Annotated in this window: 18 protein-coding genes and 1 tRNA gene; 12 read left to right on the top strand and 7 right to left on the bottom strand. The window is 70.7% G+C overall.

Annotation, left to right across the window (positions count from 1 at the left end):
* Window positions 1–51: 51 nt before the first annotated feature.
* From FHX78_RS15870 to FHX78_RS15835, 8 genes are all read left to right on the top strand, one after another.
* Window positions 52–1,413: a hemolysin family protein gene (locus tag FHX78_RS15870; protein WP_145868112.1), complete on the top strand. Its 1,362-nt coding sequence runs from the start codon at window positions 52–54 to the stop codon at window positions 1,411–1,413.
* Entirely contained in the window at window positions 1,410–2,477 is a 1,068-nt protein-coding gene (locus FHX78_RS15865; RefSeq protein WP_145868111.1) for a hemolysin family protein, read from the top strand. Before FHX78_RS15870 ends, FHX78_RS15865 begins: the two co-directional genes overlap by 4 nt.
* 206 nt (window positions 2,478–2,683) lie before the next feature.
* Entirely contained in the window at window positions 2,684–4,147 is a 1,464-nt protein-coding gene (locus FHX78_RS15860) for an amidase (protein ID WP_145868110.1), read from the top strand.
* 66 nt (window positions 4,148–4,213) lie between these two features.
* Complete coding sequence (locus tag FHX78_RS37945) at window positions 4,214–4,690, top strand: DUF5958 family protein (RefSeq protein ID WP_145868109.1); 477 nt, start codon at window positions 4,214–4,216, stop codon at window positions 4,688–4,690.
* Between the two features lie 374 nt (window positions 4,691–5,064).
* A complete protein-coding gene (locus FHX78_RS15850) occupies window positions 5,065–5,196 on the top strand; it encodes a lasso RiPP family leader peptide-containing protein (protein WP_145868108.1) in 132 nt (43 codons plus the stop codon).
* Window positions 5,197–5,297: 101 nt separating this feature from the next.
* Window positions 5,298–7,133, top strand: coding sequence for an asparagine synthase-related protein (locus FHX78_RS15845; RefSeq protein WP_229923903.1), 1,836 nt, complete (start codon window positions 5,298–5,300; stop codon window positions 7,131–7,133).
* Window positions 7,133–7,393, top strand: a complete 261-nt coding sequence (locus tag FHX78_RS15840; protein ID WP_145868107.1) for a lasso peptide biosynthesis PqqD family chaperone — start codon at window positions 7,133–7,135, stop codon at window positions 7,391–7,393. The genes FHX78_RS15845 and FHX78_RS15840 overlap by 1 nt, the downstream gene beginning before the upstream one ends.
* Before the next feature lie 49 nt (window positions 7,394–7,442).
* Window positions 7,443–7,877: a lasso peptide biosynthesis B2 protein gene (locus FHX78_RS15835; RefSeq protein WP_145868106.1), complete on the top strand. Its 435-nt coding sequence runs from the start codon at window positions 7,443–7,445 to the stop codon at window positions 7,875–7,877.
* Window positions 7,878–7,939: 62 nt separating this feature from the next.
* Here FHX78_RS15835 and FHX78_RS36770 read toward each other — a convergent pair whose 3' ends face one another.
* The 4 genes from FHX78_RS36770 to FHX78_RS15820 all read right to left on the bottom strand — a co-directional run bounded on the left by FHX78_RS36770 (window position 7,940) and on the right by FHX78_RS15820 (window position 10,286).
* Window positions 7,940–8,098: a hypothetical protein gene (locus FHX78_RS36770; RefSeq protein WP_167531769.1), complete on the bottom strand. Its 159-nt coding sequence runs from the start codon at window positions 8,096–8,098 to the stop codon at window positions 7,940–7,942.
* Between the two features lie 253 nt (window positions 8,099–8,351).
* Window positions 8,352–8,425 (bottom strand) — tRNA-Pro (locus FHX78_RS15830).
* Between the two features lie 48 nt (window positions 8,426–8,473).
* Window positions 8,474–9,226: a Pr6Pr family membrane protein gene (locus tag FHX78_RS15825; protein WP_145868105.1), complete on the bottom strand. Its 753-nt coding sequence runs from the start codon at window positions 9,224–9,226 to the stop codon at window positions 8,474–8,476.
* 133 nt (window positions 9,227–9,359) lie between these two features.
* Window positions 9,360–10,286, bottom strand: a complete 927-nt coding sequence (locus tag FHX78_RS15820) for a metallophosphoesterase (protein ID WP_145868104.1) — start codon at window positions 10,284–10,286, stop codon at window positions 9,360–9,362.
* Between the two features lie 131 nt (window positions 10,287–10,417).
* Here FHX78_RS15820 and FHX78_RS15815 point away from each other — a divergent pair, with 131 nt between their 5' ends.
* Window positions 10,418–10,882, top strand: a complete 465-nt coding sequence (locus tag FHX78_RS15815; protein WP_145868103.1) for a GatB/YqeY domain-containing protein — start codon at window positions 10,418–10,420, stop codon at window positions 10,880–10,882.
* A gap of 247 nt (window positions 10,883–11,129) precedes the next feature.
* Here FHX78_RS15815 and FHX78_RS15810 read toward each other — a convergent pair whose 3' ends face one another.
* Window positions 11,130–13,409 carry a transglycosylase domain-containing protein gene (locus FHX78_RS15810; protein WP_145868102.1) on the bottom strand — a complete coding sequence of 760 codons (2,280 nt, stop codon included), beginning with the start codon at window positions 13,407–13,409 and terminating at the stop codon, window positions 11,130–11,132.
* A 449-nt stretch (window positions 13,410–13,858) separates the two neighbouring features.
* Here FHX78_RS15810 and wblA point away from each other — a divergent pair, with 449 nt between their 5' ends.
* Entirely contained in the window at window positions 13,859–14,197 is a 339-nt protein-coding gene (gene wblA, locus FHX78_RS36765; RefSeq protein WP_189908567.1) for a transcriptional regulator WblA, read from the top strand.
* 241 nt (window positions 14,198–14,438) lie between these two features.
* Here the strand turns inward: wblA and bagB are convergent, their stop codons facing one another.
* Window positions 14,439–15,983 carry an ATPase BagB gene (bagB, locus tag FHX78_RS15795; RefSeq protein ID WP_145868101.1) on the bottom strand — a complete coding sequence of 515 codons (1,545 nt, stop codon included), beginning with the start codon at window positions 15,981–15,983 and terminating at the stop codon, window positions 14,439–14,441.
* A 118-nt stretch (window positions 15,984–16,101) separates the two neighbouring features.
* Window positions 16,102–17,079 carry an ATPase BagA gene (gene bagA, locus FHX78_RS15790; RefSeq protein ID WP_145868100.1) on the bottom strand — a complete coding sequence of 326 codons (978 nt, stop codon included), beginning with the start codon at window positions 17,077–17,079 and terminating at the stop codon, window positions 16,102–16,104.
* A gap of 127 nt (window positions 17,080–17,206) precedes the next feature.
* On the opposite strand from bagA, the gene sp36 reads away from it, so the two are divergent.
* Both sp36 and FHX78_RS15780 read left to right on the top strand, forming a co-directional pair.
* On the top strand, window positions 17,207–17,368 hold the full coding sequence (gene sp36 / locus FHX78_RS15785) for a Sp36 family protein (RefSeq protein WP_106979478.1): 162 nt from the start codon (window positions 17,207–17,209) through the stop codon (window positions 17,366–17,368).
* The gene (locus tag FHX78_RS15780; RefSeq protein WP_145868099.1) at window positions 17,365–17,832 is read left to right on the top strand and encodes a RidA family protein; all 468 of its coding nucleotides are present in this window, start codon (window positions 17,365–17,367) and stop codon (window positions 17,830–17,832) included. Before sp36 ends, FHX78_RS15780 begins: the two co-directional genes overlap by 4 nt.
* Window positions 17,833–17,993 lie beyond the last annotated feature (161 nt).

The raw sequence follows: 17,993 nt of genomic DNA, 5'->3' as shown, positions 1-17,993 counted from the left end.
ACCATCCCGCCGGCTCTTCCCTGAGCACGGCACGCGGCGGGATGGTGTTCGATGAGTGCCGTGGAAGCCTGGCTCGGCCTGCTGGCCGTGCTCGTCCTGACCGCCGGGACCGGCTATTTCGTCGCCCAGGAATTCGCCTACGTCTCCGCCGACCGGCTCGCCCTCGCCCGTGAGGCCGAGGCCGGGGACAGGCGGGCCGCCCGAGCCCTGAAGGTGCTGGAGCGGCTGTCCTTCATGCTGTCCGGCGCCCAGCTCGGCATCACGGTGACCGGCCTGGTCGTCGGCTTCATCGCGGAGCCGTCGGTGTCCGCGCTGCTGAAGCCCGTACTGTCCGGCCTCGGTGTCCCCGACGCCGCCGTCAGCGGCATCTCCGTCGTGCTCGCCTTCGTGGGCGCCACGCTCGTGCAGATGGTGCTGGGCGAGCTGGCCCCGAAGAACCTCGCCCTGGCCGTCCCCGAGCGGCTGGCGAAGTCGCTGTCCGGGTCCACGCTGGCGTACCTGAAGATCGTCGGCCCCGTCGTGCGCGTCTTCGACGGGGCGGCGAACAGGCTGCTGCACAAGGCCGGCATCGAGCCGGTCGAGGAGCTGCACCACGGCGCCACGCTGGAGGAGCTGGGCCACCTGATCGGCGAGTCCCACGAACAGGGCCAGCTGCCCAAGGGCACCGCGGAGCTGCTCGACCACGCCCTGGAGTTCTCCGACCGCACGCTGGACGAGGTGATGGTCCCCCGCGCGGACTCCGTCTTCGTCCGCAAGGACGCCACCGCCGCCGAGGCGATCGACCTCATCGGCGAGCACGGCCACTCCAACTACCCGGTCCTCGGCGACCACCCCGACGACATCACCGGTGTCCTCGGCGTACGGGAGCTGATGCGGCTGCCCGCCGACCGCATGACCATGACGACCGCGGGCGCGCTGGCCCGGCGCCCGCTGCTGCTGCCCGACACCCTGCCCCTGCCCGACGCGGTCGAGCAGATGCGGACCTGCGGCGACGAGTTCGCCGTGGTCCTCGACGAGCACGGCGGCGTGGCCGGCCTCGTCACCTACGAGGACATCGCCGAGGAACTGGTCGGCGACATCGCCGACGAGTCGGACACCGTCACCGAGGTGGCGCTCCCGGACGGGCGGGGCTGGCTGGTGGACGCCGGCCGCCGGCTGGACGAGGTGGCCGAGGCCACCGGCATCGAGCTGCCCGAGGAGGAGGACTACGACACCGTGGCCGGCCTGATCGTCGACCGGCTCGGCCGCTTCCCGACCGTCGGGGACCGGCTCACGGTCACGCTGTCCGACGGGGGCGGCGTCGCGATCGACGTACGGACCCTCGACCGGCACGTACCCGAGCGCGTCCGCCTGGAACGGGTGCCCGCGCCCGGCACCACCGCCGTCACGGCCGGTGAGGAGGACCTGGCATGAGCTTCCCGCTGGCACTCTTCGTCACCGTGCTGCTGCTGATCGGCAGCGGGTTCTTCGTCGCCGCCGAGTTCGCGTTGGTCGCCGCCAAACGGCACCGCATGGAGAAGGCCGCGGCCGAAGGCCGGCGCGGAGCGGGCGCCGCGCTGGCCGGCATGCGCGAACTGTCACTGATGCTGGCCGGCGCCCAACTCGGCATCACCGTGTGCACCCTGGGCCTGGGCTCGGTGTCCAAGCCCGCGATCTCGCACGAACTCGACCCGCTGCTGCACCGGCTCGGCCTGCCCAGCGCCGTCAGCTACGGCATCGCGTTCGCCGTGGCCATGATCGTGGTGGTGTTCCTGCACATGGTGGTCGGCGAGATGGCCCCCAAGTCATGGGCCATCGCTCACCCCGAACGCTCCGCCATGCTGCTCTCCCCGCCCTTCCGCGGCCTGGTCAAGCTGGTCCGTCCGCTGATCCTCGTACTCAACAAGGTGAGCAACGGCCTGGTACGGCTGTGCCGCGTCACCCCGCGCGACGAGCTGGCCTCGGTCCACAACCGCGAACAGCTCACCCACCTCGTGGAGGAGTCCGAGCGGCTCGGCCTGATCAGCAAGGACGACTCCGAACTGATCACCAACTCGCTCACCGAACCCCAGACCCCGGTGGGCGACCTCCAGATCCCGGAAGCCGACATCACCTCCGTGCCGGCCGGGGCCGGCCTCGACACCGTCCTCGCCACCGCGGCCGAGCACGACCGGAGCCGGCTGCTGGTACGCGACGGAGCGCGGGTCGTCGGCTCCCTGCACGCACGCGACGTCCTGATCGCCCGCGGCCGCGGCCGCACCGCCACCGCGCGGGACCTCGCCCGCCCGGTCCCGGAGCTGGCCGCACGGGACACCGTGAGCCACGCCATCGAGCAACTGCGCCAGCGCCGGTCCACCCTGGCCGTCGTACGCGACGACAACGGACGGCTCACCGGCATGGTCACACTGGACGACCTGCTGGCCCGACTCCTGCACCCCCAGGAGCCCGGCACCCCACCGGCCCACCCGCGACCGACGTCGACGCCGACGCAGACCTAGCCCCGAGCACGCTCCTTGCCCCCACTCCCCCGAGCGGGGGCAAGGAGCCCACGGTGTCCCCGCGCACTCCCACCCACCGCCCGCACCCAGGCTCGCGAAGGTTGCTCTCCAGCGCCAACCCGCCACTGACCAGGGGCGGAGACACCAACCCCATTGTGCGCACCGGCATTTCGTGCCCTCCTCCACCGGCCCATACGGTCGCATTCATGGACTGGAATCTCCCGACGGCCGGACAACAAGCGGCTGCTCTGCGTGCCGGTGAAGTGACCTCGGAGGAGCTGACCGACGAGGCGATCGCCCGTATCGAACGGCACGACGATGCGATCAACGCGATCTGCGTGCCGGACTTCGACCGCGCACGGGCCGCCGCACGCGGCGCCGACCGGGCGCGTGCCCGCGGTGAGGAACGGCCGCTGCTGGGCATCCCGGTGACCGTCAAGGAGTCGTACGACATCGCGGGCCTCCCCACGACCTGGGGAATGCCGCCGTACCGGGACTTCGTGCCGGCCGAGGACGCGGTGCAGGTGTCGCGGCTCAGGGCCGCGGGCGCGGTGGTGCTCGGCAAGACCAACGTCCCCCTGGGACTGCAGGACGTGCAGACCTTCAACGACATCTACGGCACCACCAACAACCCGTGGGACCACCGCCGTACGTCGGGCGGATCCTCCGGCGGCTCGGCGGCGGCCCTGGCGTCCGGTTTCGGCGCCCTCTCCATCGGCTCCGACCTCGCCGGTTCCCTGCGCACCCCCGCGCACTTCTGCGGCATCTACGCGCACAAGCCGACCCTCGGCCTTGCGGCGAGCCGCGGCATGGTCGTGCCGCCCGGGCCGGCCCTGCCGGTGGAACAGGACTTCGCCGTCGTCGGCCCGATGGCTCGCACCGCGCGCGACCTCACGCTCCTGCTCGACGTCATGGCCGGCCCCGACCCGCTGACGCACGGTAGGGCGTACCACCTGACACTGCCGCCCGCGCGCCACGAACGGCTCCGCGACTTCCGCGTCCTGGTCCTCGACGAGCACCCGCTCGTCCCGACCGGATCCGCCGTACGGGCGGGCGTGCACCGGGTGGCCGACGCGCTGGCCGACGGCGGCGCCCGCGTCGAGCGGTACAGCCCGCTGCTGCCCGACTTGGCCGAGGCCGCCGTGCTCTACACGAAGTTCCTCTTCTCGGGCTCCGTCGCCCGCTTCCCCATCGAGACGTACGAGCAGCTGCAGGCCCGCGCCGCCGGACTGAGCCCGGACGACGAAAGCCTCGACGCGGCGCGGCTGCGCGGCATGGTGCTCAGCCACCGCGACTTCATCGGGCTGAACAACTCCCGCGAGCTCCACCGCCACGGCTGGCGGCAGTTCTTCACCGAGTTCGACGCCGTGGTGTGCCCCATCACGCCCACTCCCGCCTTCCCGCACGACCACACGCCCGACCTGATGAAGCGCCGGATCGACATCGACGGCGCCGACCATCCGTACTTCGACCAGCTCGTCTGGGCCGGCCTGGCCACGATGCCCGGCCTACCCGCCACCGCCGTACCCGCGAGCCGGTCACCCGAGGGCCTCCCGGTGGGAGTGCAACTCATCGGCCCCATGCACGAGGACCGCACCCCCCTACGACTGGCCGAACTACTCGAACCCCGCATCGGCGGCTTCCGCGCACCACAGGAGGCAGGTGGCTGACCTGGCACTTCTCTGTCGGGGTTGCGGGATACGAACCGGCGACCTCTTCGTCCCGAAGCAACTTGTGTGGGGGCGCTGCCTTGGGCTGTCCTGGCTCTCACCTGGTGCAACGGTCCACAGGCGTCCACGGTTGTCCACCGCTGTTCGTCTGCGTTGTCACGCAGTTGGACACGCACTCGGGACGCGGACCACCCGCAAGGTGCTACGCGGGTTCGACTGGGGAGCCTGCTGCCTGCCTCAGATGGCTTCTGCGGGCAGGCCCGCGCTCGCGAAGAGGACGTGCCGGCGAGCATCGCGCGTTCCGGCATTCGCCCCACTCAGACGCCGGCGGTGATGCTCACGAAGCGGCGCTTCGGGATGGAAGCACTTCCGGCCTACGAACCCGGATACCGAGCGGGCTGCTGTTGTGGCGGGGCGGTTGTGCCAGCTGGTTTGCCTGGTGGGAGCTGCCGGTGGCGCGGCCTTTCGCATCCTGCGGATGCTGCCGTCCCGGTCAGCTGGTTCCTCGGCCTGTCGGCGGCCTGGCGGATGCCGGGAAACTGACCCCGCCACCTGGCAGGCTCCTGCCCACAGTTACCGCTGCCGGCCTCACTGACCGGGTCGCCGCCGAGGCCCGGCTGGAAGCCGGCCATCGACCCTGACGAGCAGACCGCCCTGAACCAGCTCGCCGGGGGTGCCCGAACGAGTCCGTCACCGTTACTCCCGCACGTCGCGTCGTGGCCCGGTCGCACCGGCGCACTGTGCATGGAGTGGGGGCACTGGTTGCCGGGGGTTGTACTGCACCGCCACTCATACGGTGCGTTTATGCGGGTGAGGCGGTTATCCCTGGTCCCTTCGGTCATCAAGGTGGATGAGCGGTCCCGTTGCTCGTGGACAGGTTCAGCTCTGATCACTCTTTCCGGAGGGAGGTGACGGACATGGAAAACCAGGAAGAGGTCTACGAGGCGCCCATGCTGAGTGAGGCGGGCGACTTCAATGAGATCACCCGCGGCTCGTGGCTTGGCCAGCACATCGAGGGCGGTCCCCCGCCGTTCCAGCTCCGCCCCTGAGCGCAGGGTGGTGAGCCCGGTGGGGACACGCGTGCGTGTCCCCACCGGGTGCGGGGTTGGGTGATGACCGGAGGACGTTCCGTTGAGGAGGGAGGAGTGTGGTGGGTGGCTGGTGGGTGATGCTGCCGGACACCGCGTCGGCTGCTGTTGTGGCGAGGCGGCTGTGCCAGGAGGGGGTGCGCAGCGTGTCGCATGCGTCGGGACGGCCCTGGCTGATCGGCTGCTGGGATGCCCGGCAGGAGGTGTCGGCGCGGGCGGGTGAGGTACGGGTCGTGGTTCTGGGCCGGAGTTCCGTGCGGGCGGAGGTGCTGGGGCGGCGGCTTGAGCGGGTGCGTCGGCCTTCGGAGGTGGAGCAGGCGGTAGGGGGTGTGGCGGGCAGTTTTCACGTGCTGGCGTCGGTGGGCGGGCGGGTGTGGGCACGCGGTACGGCGTCGGCCGCCTGCCGCGTGTTCACCACCCGCATCGGTGAGCTACCGGTGGCGGCCGGCCGCGCCGATGTGCTGGCCGCCTTGTCGGGGGCGAGCCCTGACTGGGAGATGCTGGCTTTACGGCTCATGTCCCCTCCGGTGACATCAACCGTCCTTGCCGACCGGACCGTCTGGCAGAACGTGCACGCGGTCCCTGCGCAGGAGGTAGTGGCGTGGGAGCGTGACGGGCGGCGGGCGTTGGCGGCGTGCTGGTGGCGTCCCCCCGAGCCCCACCTGTCGTTGAAGGAGGCCGCCGCAGAGGTCCGCACCGCGCTGGTGGAAGCAGTTGGCACCTGTACGGCTGCCGGCGGCACGATCAGCGCAGATGCGTCTGGGGGGCTGGATTCGACGAGCCTGTGCTTTCTGGCAGCACGGGAGGCCGGGCATCTGGTCACCATCCACTGGGAGGGACGCGACCCGCAGAACGACGACGGCGTCTGGGCCACCCGTGTGCGCGAAGCGCTGCCCTCGGCCGCCCACCTGGTCGTGCCCGCCGGGCAGTCACCCGACTGGTTCACCGGCGTGGGTGGGTTGCGGCTGCCCAGCGAGGAACCCTGCCCCTGGGTACGGGACTTCGCCAAACAGTCCGACCTGCTGCAGCGGGTCGCCGCCCATGGCTCCCGGCTACATCTGGGCGGTGGCGGCGGCGACGAGTTGTTCACCCCTTACCTCGCCTACCTGCAGGATTTGGCCGCCGCCAAGCCGTGGCGGGTGTGGGGCCAGCTGCGCCACCACCACCATCAGTGGCGTGTCAGCCGCCTCTCGCAGGCGCGCAGCGTCCTGGAGCGGACCTCGTACCGGCGGTGGTTGCTGGACGCCGCCGGGCACCTGGCGCTCGCACCACAGTCAGGATTCGCCGGCATGCTCGGCTGGCAACCCGAACCGCGCGCTCCGGGCTGGACCACCCCCGAGGCGGTGGCGACGATGAAAAGAGCCCTGCGAACTGTGGCTGCCAACAACCCGCAACCACTTTCACCGCATCGGTCCGTGCACGCCGTACTGCAACAAGTCCGTGAGGGCGGCAACACAGTGCGCGTGATGAACCAGACGATGCAGGGCCCTGATATCGCTCTGCCGTACACCGACGACGCAGTCGTCACCGCCGCCTTGTCGGTCCGCCCACCGGAGGCCGTACAACCCGGCACGGTCAAACCCCTGCTCGGCACCGCCCTGACCGGCATCGTGCCCGCCCACATCCTGGCACGTCAGACCAAGGGCACCTACGACGCCGACTTCTACCAGGCGCTGCGCCGCCACCGTGGACAGCTCCTCGCCCTGGCCGAGGACTCGCTGCTGGCTCGGGCCGGCCTGATCGACGCCCAACGGCTGCGCGGCGCTGTCCACTTCCATGCCAACCACGCCGACACCGCCCCGCTGATCTACACAGTGGGCTGCGAAGTCTGGCTGCGCTCGTTGGAAGGCGGCAGCCCGGCCTCGGTGCCGCACGTGCTGTCACAAGGAGCACCGTGATGCCGCTGTCCCTGCCCGCGCACGTGACCGCAGTCGACACCGACGACGGCGCGATGGTCCTGCTGGACGAGCGCACCGGAAAATACCGCCAGTTGAACCCGAGCGGGGCACTCATCCTGCGCCTGTTGCTGCAGGGCGCCCCTGCCCAGACCGCCGCGGCTGCCCTGGCCCAGCGCTACCCGCAGGCACATGCCGACGTCGACGCGGACGTCGCACGCTTCATCAAAGCCCTCCGACAGACCGGACTACTGCGGGACTGACCCCTCCGGCACCGTTAACCCAGGCACCACCCCACCAGGAAGCCTCACCATGACCGACCGCACCGGACCACAGCCGGTCACCATCCCGCTCCGCCGACGCCTCCTCGCCCGGCTGGCCGTGACCCTGGCCCGCCCGCTGGCCAGCGCCCGCCCGCACCACATCCGCGCAGTCCTCCACCTGCTACGCCGCAAAGCCGCCCCCGCCACCCGGCACCAGGCCGCCGCGGCCAGACAGGCCGTGGTCACTGTCAGCCCACGCTGCGCCAGCGACTGGAGCTGCCTGCAACGCTCACTGGCCACCGTCCTGCTGTGCCGAGCCTGGGGGGTTTGGCCCACCTGGTGCACCGGTGTGCGTACCGATCCCTTCCGCGCCCATGCCTGGGTCGCTGTCGGTTCCGAGGCCGTGGACGAGCCCGACCACGCAGGCGGCTACACGCCCGTCATCACGATCCCGCCCCTCCCACCCACCGGGCACCCTTCCTGAGCAGACGTTGTGAATGGGGCCGTGGGACGGGATGCACTCACTGCATCCCCGGCCACCGTCGGTCAGCCGATCAGCTTGCGCAGCACGAAAACGCTGACGACGGCCGCCAGGAACACCACGGCGGCGTGCACCGACAGCAGCGGGGCCTCGGACGGCAGCCCCGTCCTGGGCGGTTCGGGTCGGGCGGATACGAGGGAGTGCGGGTGCGGGTCCCGAGACATCGGGAGTCTCCTGCGATGCGGAGGAACGTCTCCCGGCTCGTTGGGCACTCGGGGACGGCTGTGACCGAGGGGTCTACCGGAAGCAGATCCGGCCCGTGATCCAGACCGGCGCCGTGGTCATGGACGGGATCTTCGGCGCTGATCCACAGCGGCCGTAGACACGCGAGAGCCGGTAGTCACGCAGATAGCCACGCAGACGAAACAGGTGAGGCACCTACCACAACTGGTAGGTGCCTCACCTGGTGTTTCTCTGTCGGGGTGGCGGGATTTGAACCCACGACCTCTTCGTCCCGAACGAAGCGCGCTGCCAAGCTGCGCTACACCCCGATCGTCGCTGCTGTCGCGGCGACGACGTTTACTTTAGCCCACTGGGGGCTAGACACGAAATCCGGTTTTGGAGGGGCGGCGGACCGGGTTCGGGCGGGTGTGGTCCAGCGCCACGACGAGGGTGGCCAGGGCGTAGAAGGCGAGGCCCAGGAGGAGGGCGTTGGCGAGGACGTGCCGGTAGCCGTGCTGGGCGACGTCGAGGAAGGGGTAGAGGTAGCGGGCCGGGGAGTCGGGGAGCAGTTCGCCCCGGGTCAGGGTGAAGGCCAGGTAGGCCAGGGGGTACAGCAGCCAGGTGGCCGCCTGACGGAGGTGGGTGCGGGCCGGCGGGGAGAGGACGAGCCAGTCCAGTACCGCGGCGATGGGGAGCACGGTGTGCAGGGTGTGGTCGGCGAGGGTCACCGGCCATGAGGGGTCGCCGGCGCCCGTCGTCGAGAAGTGGGGGAGCGCGTGGTGGACCAGGGCCGCCATGACGACGTACAGCAGGGTCGCCCCTGTGACGGTGCCCGGGAGGGGGTGGCGGGCGCTCCAGGCGCGGCGGGCCGACGCGAGCATGACCAGGGCCAGCAGGACCGTGCTCTGGACGGCGAAGTGGCTCAGCACGCGGGCCGGGCTGCCGAGGAGGACTTCGACCAGCACCGCGCACGTCGCCACCAGCGCCAGGGCCAGGCGGTACACCGCGGTCAGCGGGCGGCGCACCGGCGGTACGACGGCCCGGGCCGGGGCGGAGGAGGGCAGCAGCGTGGGCGTCGTACCCGGAAGGGCGGGGAGGTCCGGGATGTCCCTGGGTATCGGGGCGGTCATGCACCCCAGCGTGCGGCGACGGACCCGGAGGGGCGACGCGGGTGGGCTGAACGGGGGAGCACCGTCCGGTGCTCCCGTGCCCCTCGTGCTCCCGTGCTCCCAGCGGTCCCGGTGCCGTCGCCCCGGTGGGTGATCAGTCCCGTCCCACCAGGGTCATCAGTGTCGCCTCCGGGGGGCAGGCGAAGCGGACCGGGGTGTAGCGGTTGGTGCCGCAGCCGGCCGAGACGTGGAGGTAGGAGGTGTGGCCCCCCGACGTGTGCGTGGACAGGCCCTTCACGCGGTCGGTGTCCAGGTCGCAGTTGGTGACCAGGGCGCCGTAGAAGGGGATGCAGAGCTGTCCGCCGTGGGTGTGGCCGGCCAGGATCAGGGGGTAGCCGTCGGCCGTGAAGGAGTCGAGTACGCGCAGGTAGGGGGCGTGGACGACGCCCAGCGAGAAGTCCGCCGTGTCCGACGGGCCGCCCGACACCTCGTCGTACCGGTCACGCTTGATGTGCGGGTCGTCCAGGCCGGTCAGCTCGATGGACGTGCCCTCGATCTTCAGGGTGCCCCTGGTGTTCGTCAGGTTCAGCCAGCCCGCCGCGTCGAAACCGTCCCGCAGGTCCTCCCACGGGTTGTGGATCGCGCCGGCCGCCGGGGCGTTGCCGTTGAGGCCGTGCCTGCCCTGCGCCTTCTCGATCAGGTAGCGGGCGGGGTTGCGCAGCTTGGGGCCGTAGTAGTCGTTGGAGCCGAAGACGTACGCGCCCGGGAACTCCATCAGGGGGCCGAGGGCGTCCAGGACCTCGGGCACGCCCTCGGGGTCGGACAGGTTGTCGCCCGTGTTGATCACGAAGTCGGGGCGCAGGCCCGCCAGGGAGCGCAGCCAGCGCTGCTTCTTGCGCTGGCCGCTCACCAGGTGGATGTCGGAGACCTGCAGCACGCGCAGGGGGCGCATTCCGGAGGGCAGGACGGGGATGGTCACCCGCCGCAGGCGGAAGGAGCGGGCCTCGAAGCCCGCCGCGTACAGCAGCCCGGCGGCTCCGGCCGCCGTGATTCCCAGGGGGATTCCGTATCGCGCGCGCATGCGTCCATCGTGTCAGACGCGAGGGGCCCGTCGTGCCCTGAGGCCGGGCGGTGCAGCACTCCAACGTCCCTTGCCGCGCCGGGCCTTAAATCGGCAGGCGTCCTTGCTCCGGTACCTGCGACAATCAAGTCATGACCACGCTCAAGTCGAAGCTGCAGGACGACCTCAACGCCGCGATCAAGGAGCGCGACGAGCTCCGCTCCTCGACGCTCCGGCTGACGCTCGCCGCGATCACCAAGGAGGAGGTCGCGGGCAAGGAGAAGCGCGCGCTCTCCGACGACGAGGTGCAGAAGGTGATCACCCGCGAGGCGAAGAAGCGCCGCGAGGCGGCGGATGCCTTCGCGCAGGGCGGCCGCCCCGAGCAGTCGGAGCGGGAGAAGGCGGAGGGCGAGGTGCTTGCCGCGTACCTGCCCAAGCAGCTGTCCGACGAGGAGCTGGACGCGATCGTGGCCCAGGCGGTGGAGGAGGCCAGGGCGGCCGGTGCCGAGGGCCCGCGCGCCATGGGTGCCGTGATGAAGATCGTGAACCCGAAGGTGGCCGGGCAGGCCGAGGGCGGCCGGGTCGCCGCGGCGGTGAAGAAGCTGCTCGCGGGCTGATTCCCGCCCGCCTCCGCCCGCTCCCCGATCTCCGCCCGCTCCGCGCACTTCCGCTCGCGCCCCCTCACGTCCGCCCGCTCCCGGTCGGCCGCGGGACGTCGCCCGCTCGCGGGCGGCGCACGAGGGCGCGGCATCGCGACGGCGAACGGCCCCTTCCCCCGCCGTACGGTTCGTACGGGGCGGAAGGGGCCGTTCGGCGTATCCGTGCGGTCCGGGGCGGACGGGCGGGTCGGGGACGGACGGACCGTCAGCGCCGTCCGCCGGGGCCGTTGCCCTGGCCCTGGATGAAGCCCTCCGGGATGGAGAAGCTCGGGTCGGGTTCGGTCCCGCCGCCCCCGCCGTTGCCTCCGCCGTTGCCGTTGCCTCCGCCGATCAGGCCGCCGATGAGACCGCCGTCGCCGTTGTCCCCGTCGTTGCCACGGCCGCCCCCGTCGTCGCCGCGGTCCTGATCGCGGTCGGCGTCGGGGATGTTGACGAGGTTGAAGGACGGGGAGTCCTTGCCCGACAGGGCACCGGTCATGGCGTCGCGCCAGATGGGGCCCGGGACCGCGCCGCCGAAGACGAGCTCGTGGTAGGTGCCGCCGATCGTGATGTTCTTCATCTCGACCTTCTGCGTGGCGCTGCCCACCCAGACGGCGCCCGACATGTTCGGCGTGTAGCCGACGAACCAGGCGTTCCTGCGCTCGTCCGTCGTACCCGTCTTGCCGGCGTTGTCACGGTCGCTGAGGCCCGCCTCCTGGCCCGTACCGGAGTCGACCACTCCCTGGAGGAGGGTGTTCACCGTGTCGGCGGTCTTCTCGCTCATCGCGCGCGAGCAGGTCGACTTCGGCACCTCGAGCGACTTCTCCCGGTTGCCGATCTTCTGGGTGATCGACTCGATGGCGACCGGCGTGCAGTACATGCCCCGGGAGGCGAAGGCGGCGTACGCGCTCGCCATGGTGAGGGGCGACAGACCGGTGGAACCGAGGGTCATCGAGGAGGGGACCTGGGGGATCTTCTTCCCGTTGCCCTGGACCACGCCGAGCTTGTCGGTCATGTTCACCACGGGGCACATGCCGATGTCCTCGATCATCTGCACGAAGTAGGTGTTGACCGACTTGGCCATCGCCTCCTTGAGCGCGTACGGCCCGACCTCGGTCTCGTTCTCATTCGTGAGCTTGTAGTTCGCGTCGTTCACCCAGGGGCGCTCACAACCGCGCACGGTCTGCGGGTAGGGCATCTCGTACGGGGCGGAGTAGGACTGCGTGGGCGGCCTGCCCTCCTCCAGCGCGGCGGCGGCCACGAACGGCTTGAACGTCGAACCGGTCGGGAAGCCGAAGTTGGAGCCGCCCAGGGCGGAGTCGACCGAGTAGTTGATCTCCGTCTCGTCCTTGCCGTAGCCGTACGGCTTCGACTGGCCCATCGCGACGATCTTGCCGGTGCCGGGCTCGACCAGGGTGCTCGCCGCGGCGACCGAGTCCGACTGGTCGACGTGGCTCGTCAGCGACTCCTGCACCGACTTCTGCGCCTGCGGGTCGAGCGTCGTACGGATGGTCAGGCCGCCCTGGTTCCAGATCTTGGCCCGGTCCTCCTTGGTCTTGCCGAAGACCGGGTCGCTGAGGAACACCTCACGGACGTAGTCGCAGAAGAAGCTCGCGTCGGCGACCGCCGTGATGCAGCCGTTCTCCGGCCTGCTGACGTTCAGGCCCAGCGGTGTCCTCGCCGCCTCGTCGGCCTGCTCCTGGGAGATGTCGCCGACCTCGGCCATCCGGTGGATGACGGTGTTGCGCCGCTTCGTCGCCTCCGCCTCGTCGTTGACCGGGTCGTAGCGGCTCGGTGACTGGACGAGGCCGGCGAGGAGGGCGGACTCCTGGAGGTTGAGGTCCTTGGCCGGCTTGGAGAAGTACCGCTGGGCCGCCGCCTCGATGCCGTAGGCCTGCTGGCCGAAGAAGGTGATGTTCAGGTAGTTCTCGAGGATCTTCTTCTTGCCCAGCTCCTCCTCGACCTGGATCGCGTACTTCAGTTCGCGGATCTTGCGGCCGATGGTCTGCTGGGTGGCCTGCGCGACCTTCGTCGGGTCGTCGCCGGCCTCCTCGACGAAGACGTTCTTCACGTACTGCTGCGTGAGGGTGGAGGCGCCCTCGGAGACCCCGCCGCTGCGCGCGTTCTTGTTGAGGGCGCGCAGGACGCCCTTCAGGTCGACCGCGCCGTGCTCGTAGAAGCGGGAGTCCTCGATCGCGACGATCGCCTTCTGCATGTACGGCGAGATGTCCTTGAGGTCGACCACCGTGCGGTCGCGCGAGTAGACGGTGGCGATCTGGCCGCCGTCTGCGTCGAGGATGGTGGTGCGCTGGCTCAGCGGCGGCGTCTTCAGGTTGGCCGGGAGCTCGTCGAAGCTCTCGACCGACCCCTTGGCCGCCAGCCCCAGCGCGCCCACGGCGGGCAGCGCGATACCGGCCATGACGGCCCCCGCGAGGACACTGACACCGAGGAACTTGGCGGCCTGCTGCGTTGACGACAGACCACCGCCCGAGCGCTTCTTTGGCATGGGAGCAGCCTACGTTCTCATTCGCCGGACAAGCGTATATGCCTTGGCCTAAGCTGCTCACAACTGTCACAGCAGTGAGGCCACGTATCAATACGTCCGGCGACCCCGAATCGTTCCGGATCTTCTCGACCCTTCTCGACTTTTTTCGTTCGTTCTCGTTCGAGTCGTGCCGAGAGGTGTTGAGTACGTGTCCGGATCCGCCTCGTGTGTCCCGCGATGCGTGCGGTGACGCAAGGGAACTGACCAGGAATGCCGGGATTGTCGCGCATGTCGTCCCCTCACTCCCCCGGGTGATCTGCCGCTTACCCATAGTCCGTTCGGACCATTCAAGATTGGGCCCGCTGGGGGTGTTGCGCTGTGCCCACCTTCCGTAACGTCCTCAACTGGCGGCGGTGAATATGCCGCTGCCGCCGTGGGGGAGCCTCGATTCGGGAGAGGACGGCGCCGGTATGGGCTGGGTTACCGACTGGAGTGCGCAGGCTGCCTGCCGCACTACCGATCCGGATGAACTGTTCGTTCAAGGAGCAGCGCAGAACAGGGCCAAGGCAGTGTGCACCGGGTGCCCGGTACGCACCGAGTGCCTGGCCGACGCGCTCGACAACCGCGTCGAGTTCGGTGTGTGGGGAGGCATGACGGAGCGGGAGCGCCGCGCACTGCTGCGCCGGCGGCCGACCGTGACCTCCTGGCGCCGGCTGCTGGAGACCGCGCGCTCGGAGTACGAGCGGGGGTCGGGGGTCTTGCCCCTCAACGACGACGAGGTGTACGAGAACTTCGCCGCGGTCGGCTGAGGGACTTTCGCCCTGGTGAGCTGAGGGACTTCGGGGGATCCGGTCCCGTCCGGTTCGGTTCTCCTGTGCGCCGCCCCGCGGTGGGTGCGTCGTGCCCGGTCGTCCGCCGTGCGTCATCGCGTTCGCGTCGTGGGTCAACCGGGCGTGCCCGGTATGCCTGGTGTGCCTGGTATGAGTCCCGTCGTGTGTGGCCGGCGGGTGCGGTCACGTGCCTGTGGGGCAGCCGTACGTACCGGGACTGTCAGGATGTTTCGGGCAGCTCGTGCCGGTGGGCCGCGAGCCGGTCGCCGATGTCCCGCAGCCCCATGAGGTCGTGCACGTCACCGGGCAGCGCGGCGACCTCGGTCACCGCCACCTCCGGGTGCAGCGCGGTGAAACGGTCACGCGTGCGCTGCTCGCGCGAGAGCAGCTGCATCCGCTCGGCGTGCAGCCTCAGCAGGCTCGCGGTGAGCCGGTCGACGGACCGTTCCGCATCGGCGTCCGGGTCCGGGGACGGGCCCGCGGAGGGATGCGGGTCCGGTGCCGCCTCCTTGCCGTGGGTGCCTGTGCCTGTGCCTGTGCCCGTCTCCGTGTCGGTAGTCGCGTCTGTGTCTGCGTCTGTGTCTGTGCCTACGCCTGTGTCCGTAGCTGCGGCTGTGGTGTGTGTGCCTGCGTCTGTGCCGGTGTCGTCCGTGGTGGCGGGGGAGCCTCCGTCGGGAACGTCGTCCACCGGTGTCCCGGAAGCAGGAAGTTCTGAACTGCCGTATGTGTCGGGAGAGTTACGAAGTCCAGCTTTCCCGTCCTCCTGATCCACAATGCGGGCGTCCTCAAGATTTTCCGCGGCGGCGAGCGCCCGCTCGGCCGACAGCCGGTCCGCGCCGCTGCCGTGGACCCGGTTGAGGACCAGACCGGCCAGCGGCATGTCCTCCGCCGCCAGCCGCTCCACGAAGTACGCGGCCTCGCGCAGCGCGTCCCGCTCCGGGGCCGCCACCACGAGGAACGCCGTCCCGGGCGCCTGGAGCAGCTTGTACGTGGCGTCCGCCCGCGTGCGGAACCCGCCGAACATCGAGTCCATCGCGGCCACGAACGTCTGCACGTCCTTCAGCAGCTGACCGCCCAGCACCTTGCCCAGCGCGCCGGTCATCATCGACATGCCGACGTTCAGGAACTTCATGCCCGCGCGGCCGCCGACCTTCGCCGGCGCCAGCAGGACGCGGATGAGTTTGCCGTCGAGGAACGACCCCAGCCGCTTCGGCGCGTCCAGGAAGTCCAGCGCGGAACGGGACGGCGGGGTGTCCACCACGATGAGGTCCCACTCGTCCCGGGACCGCAGCTGGCCCAGCTTCTCCATCGCCATGTACTCCTGCGTGCCCGCGAAGCCCGCCGAAAGCGACTGGTAGAAGGGGTTGCCCAGGATCGCGGCGGCCCGGTCGGGGTCCGCGTGCCCCTCGACGATCTCGTCGAAGGTGCGCTTCATGTCGAGCATCATCGCGTGCAGTTCGCCGCCCGCGGAGTCGTCGATGCCCTTCACCCGGCGCGGGGTGTTGTCGAGCGAGTCGATCCCCATGGACTGGGCGAGCCGACGGGCCGGGTCGATGGTGAGCACCACCACCTTGCGGCCCCGCTCGGCCGCGCGGAGGCCCAGGGCCGCGGCGGTGGTCGTCTTGCCGACCCCGCCCGAGCCGCAGCACACCACGATCCGGGTGGCCGGGTCCTCGATCAGCGGGTCGATGTCGAGCGTGCGGGTGGGGGAGAGGTGGTGACGGGCCGGGTCGTGGGTCTGCGCCGGTTCCGGACGACGGCTCATGACATCCCCTGCTTCCGGTGCTTCCGGTACGTCCGACTCGTGACGGGGCCGGTACGACGGTGGCGGTGGTGGTTTAGGACGGCGGTGACGGCGGTGACGGCGGGACGCGCGCGGCCGGTCATGAGACGCCCTGTCCGCGCAGTTCTCTCGCCAGTTCGTACAAGCCCGCCAGGTCCATGCCCTCCGCGAACAGCGGCAGTTCGTGCAGCGGCGCGTCGAGGTCCGTCAGCGCGGCGCGCTGCTCCGTCTCCAGCGCGTACCGCTCGGCGTACTCCCGCGCCTGCGCGAGCAGCGGGTCCACCAGCCGCTCGGCGTGCCCACCGCGCCGGGCCCCGCCCAGGCCGGCCGAGGACAGTGCCCGCGCGACAGAGGAACGAGGGACCGACGTCACGAGTTCCAGGCCGTCCGCGTCCAGCACCTGCGGCCGCACCATGTTCACGATGACCCGCCCCACCGGCAGCCGCGCCGCGCGCAGCTCCGCGATGCCGTCCGCGGTCTCCTGGACCGGCATCTCCTCCAGCAGTGTCACCAGGTGCACGGCCGTCTCCGGCGACTTCAGCACCCGCATCACGGCCTGCGCCTGATTGTGTATCGGGCCGATCCTGGCGAGTCCCGCGACCTCGTCGTTGACGTTGAGGAAGCGGGTGATGCGGCCGGTCGGCGGGGCGTCCATCACGACGTAGTCGTAGACGAACCGGCCGTTCCTTTCCTTGCGGCGCACCGCCTCGCACGCCTTGCCGGTCAGCAGGACGTCCCGCACGCCGGGGGCGATGGTGGTGGCGAAGTCGATCGCGCCGAGCTTGCGCAGGGCCCGGCCGGCGCTGCCGAGCTTGTAGAACATCTGGAGGTAGTCGAGAAGCGCCAGTTCGGGGTCGATGGCGAGGGCGTACACCTCGCCGCCCCCCGGTGCGACGGCGATCTTCCGCTCCTCGTACGGCAGCGCCTCCGTCTCGAAGAGCTGCGCGATGCCCTGCCGGCCCTCGACCTCGACGAGAAGCGTCCGCTTCCCCTCCGTGGCCAGGGCCAGCGCGAGCGCCGCGGCCACCGTGGTCTTGCCGGTTCCGCCCTTGCCACTCACGACCTGGAGCCTGCTCACGTATTCGAGACTAAATGCTCGCGTCGCGACCCGGCGGCTCCGGGTGGTGGTTCCCGGACGTCGCGCCCCGCGCGAGGGGGCGGGACGGGTCCGCGTCCCGGCCGGCCGGGGGGCTAGAGTCGGCCGCATGACCAAGTGGGAATACGCGACTGTGCCGCTGCTCGTCCACGCAACGAAGCAGATTCTGGACACCTGGGGCGAGGACGGCTGGGAGCTCGTCCAGGTCGTGCCCGGGCCGAACAACCCCGAGCAGCTGGTGGCCTACCTGAAGCGGGAGAGGCAGGGATGAGCGCCGTCGAGGCGAAGCTGGCCGAGCTGGGCCTGAGCCTGCCGGAGGTCGTCCCGCCGCTGGCGGCGTACCAGCCGGCCGTGCGGTCGGGGCGGTACGTCTACACCGCCGGCCAGCTGCCCATGGTGGACGGCAAGCTGGCGCTGACCGGCAAGGTCGGTGCGGAGGTCACCCCGGAGGAGGCGCAGGAGCTGGCGCGCACCTGCGCGCTGAACGCCCTCGCCGCGGTGAAGTCCGTCGCCGGGGACCTGGACCGGGTGGCGCGCGTGGTGAAGGTCGTCGGCTTCGTGGCCTCCGCGTCCGACTTCACGGGCCAGCCCGCCGTCCTCAACGGCGCGAGCGAGCTGCTGGGCGAGGTCCTCGGCGACAAGGGCGTGCACGCGCGCAGCGCGGTGGGTGTCGCGGTGCTGCCGCTGGACGCACCGGTGGAGGTGGAGATCCAGGTGGAGCTCACGGAGGCGTAGTCCTCCGGCGGCCGTCGGGGGCCGTCGGCGTCCTCCGGCGGCCGCGCGGGTACGTTCTCGACCCGTCGGGTGGCCGCGTCCGGTCCCGTCCGGTCCCGTCCGGTTAGGTCCGGTTCGGTCCGGCCGTCGGCGTCCTGGACGGGCCCCCGGCCGCCCCCGAG

The organism is Streptomyces capillispiralis (genome assembly GCF_007829875.1).
In the GTDB taxonomy this organism is placed as follows: Bacteria; Actinomycetota; Actinomycetes; order Streptomycetales; family Streptomycetaceae; genus Streptomyces; species Streptomyces capillispiralis.
Note: the sequence above shows the minus strand (reverse complement) of the source record. Positions and strands in the feature narration are given on the sequence as shown.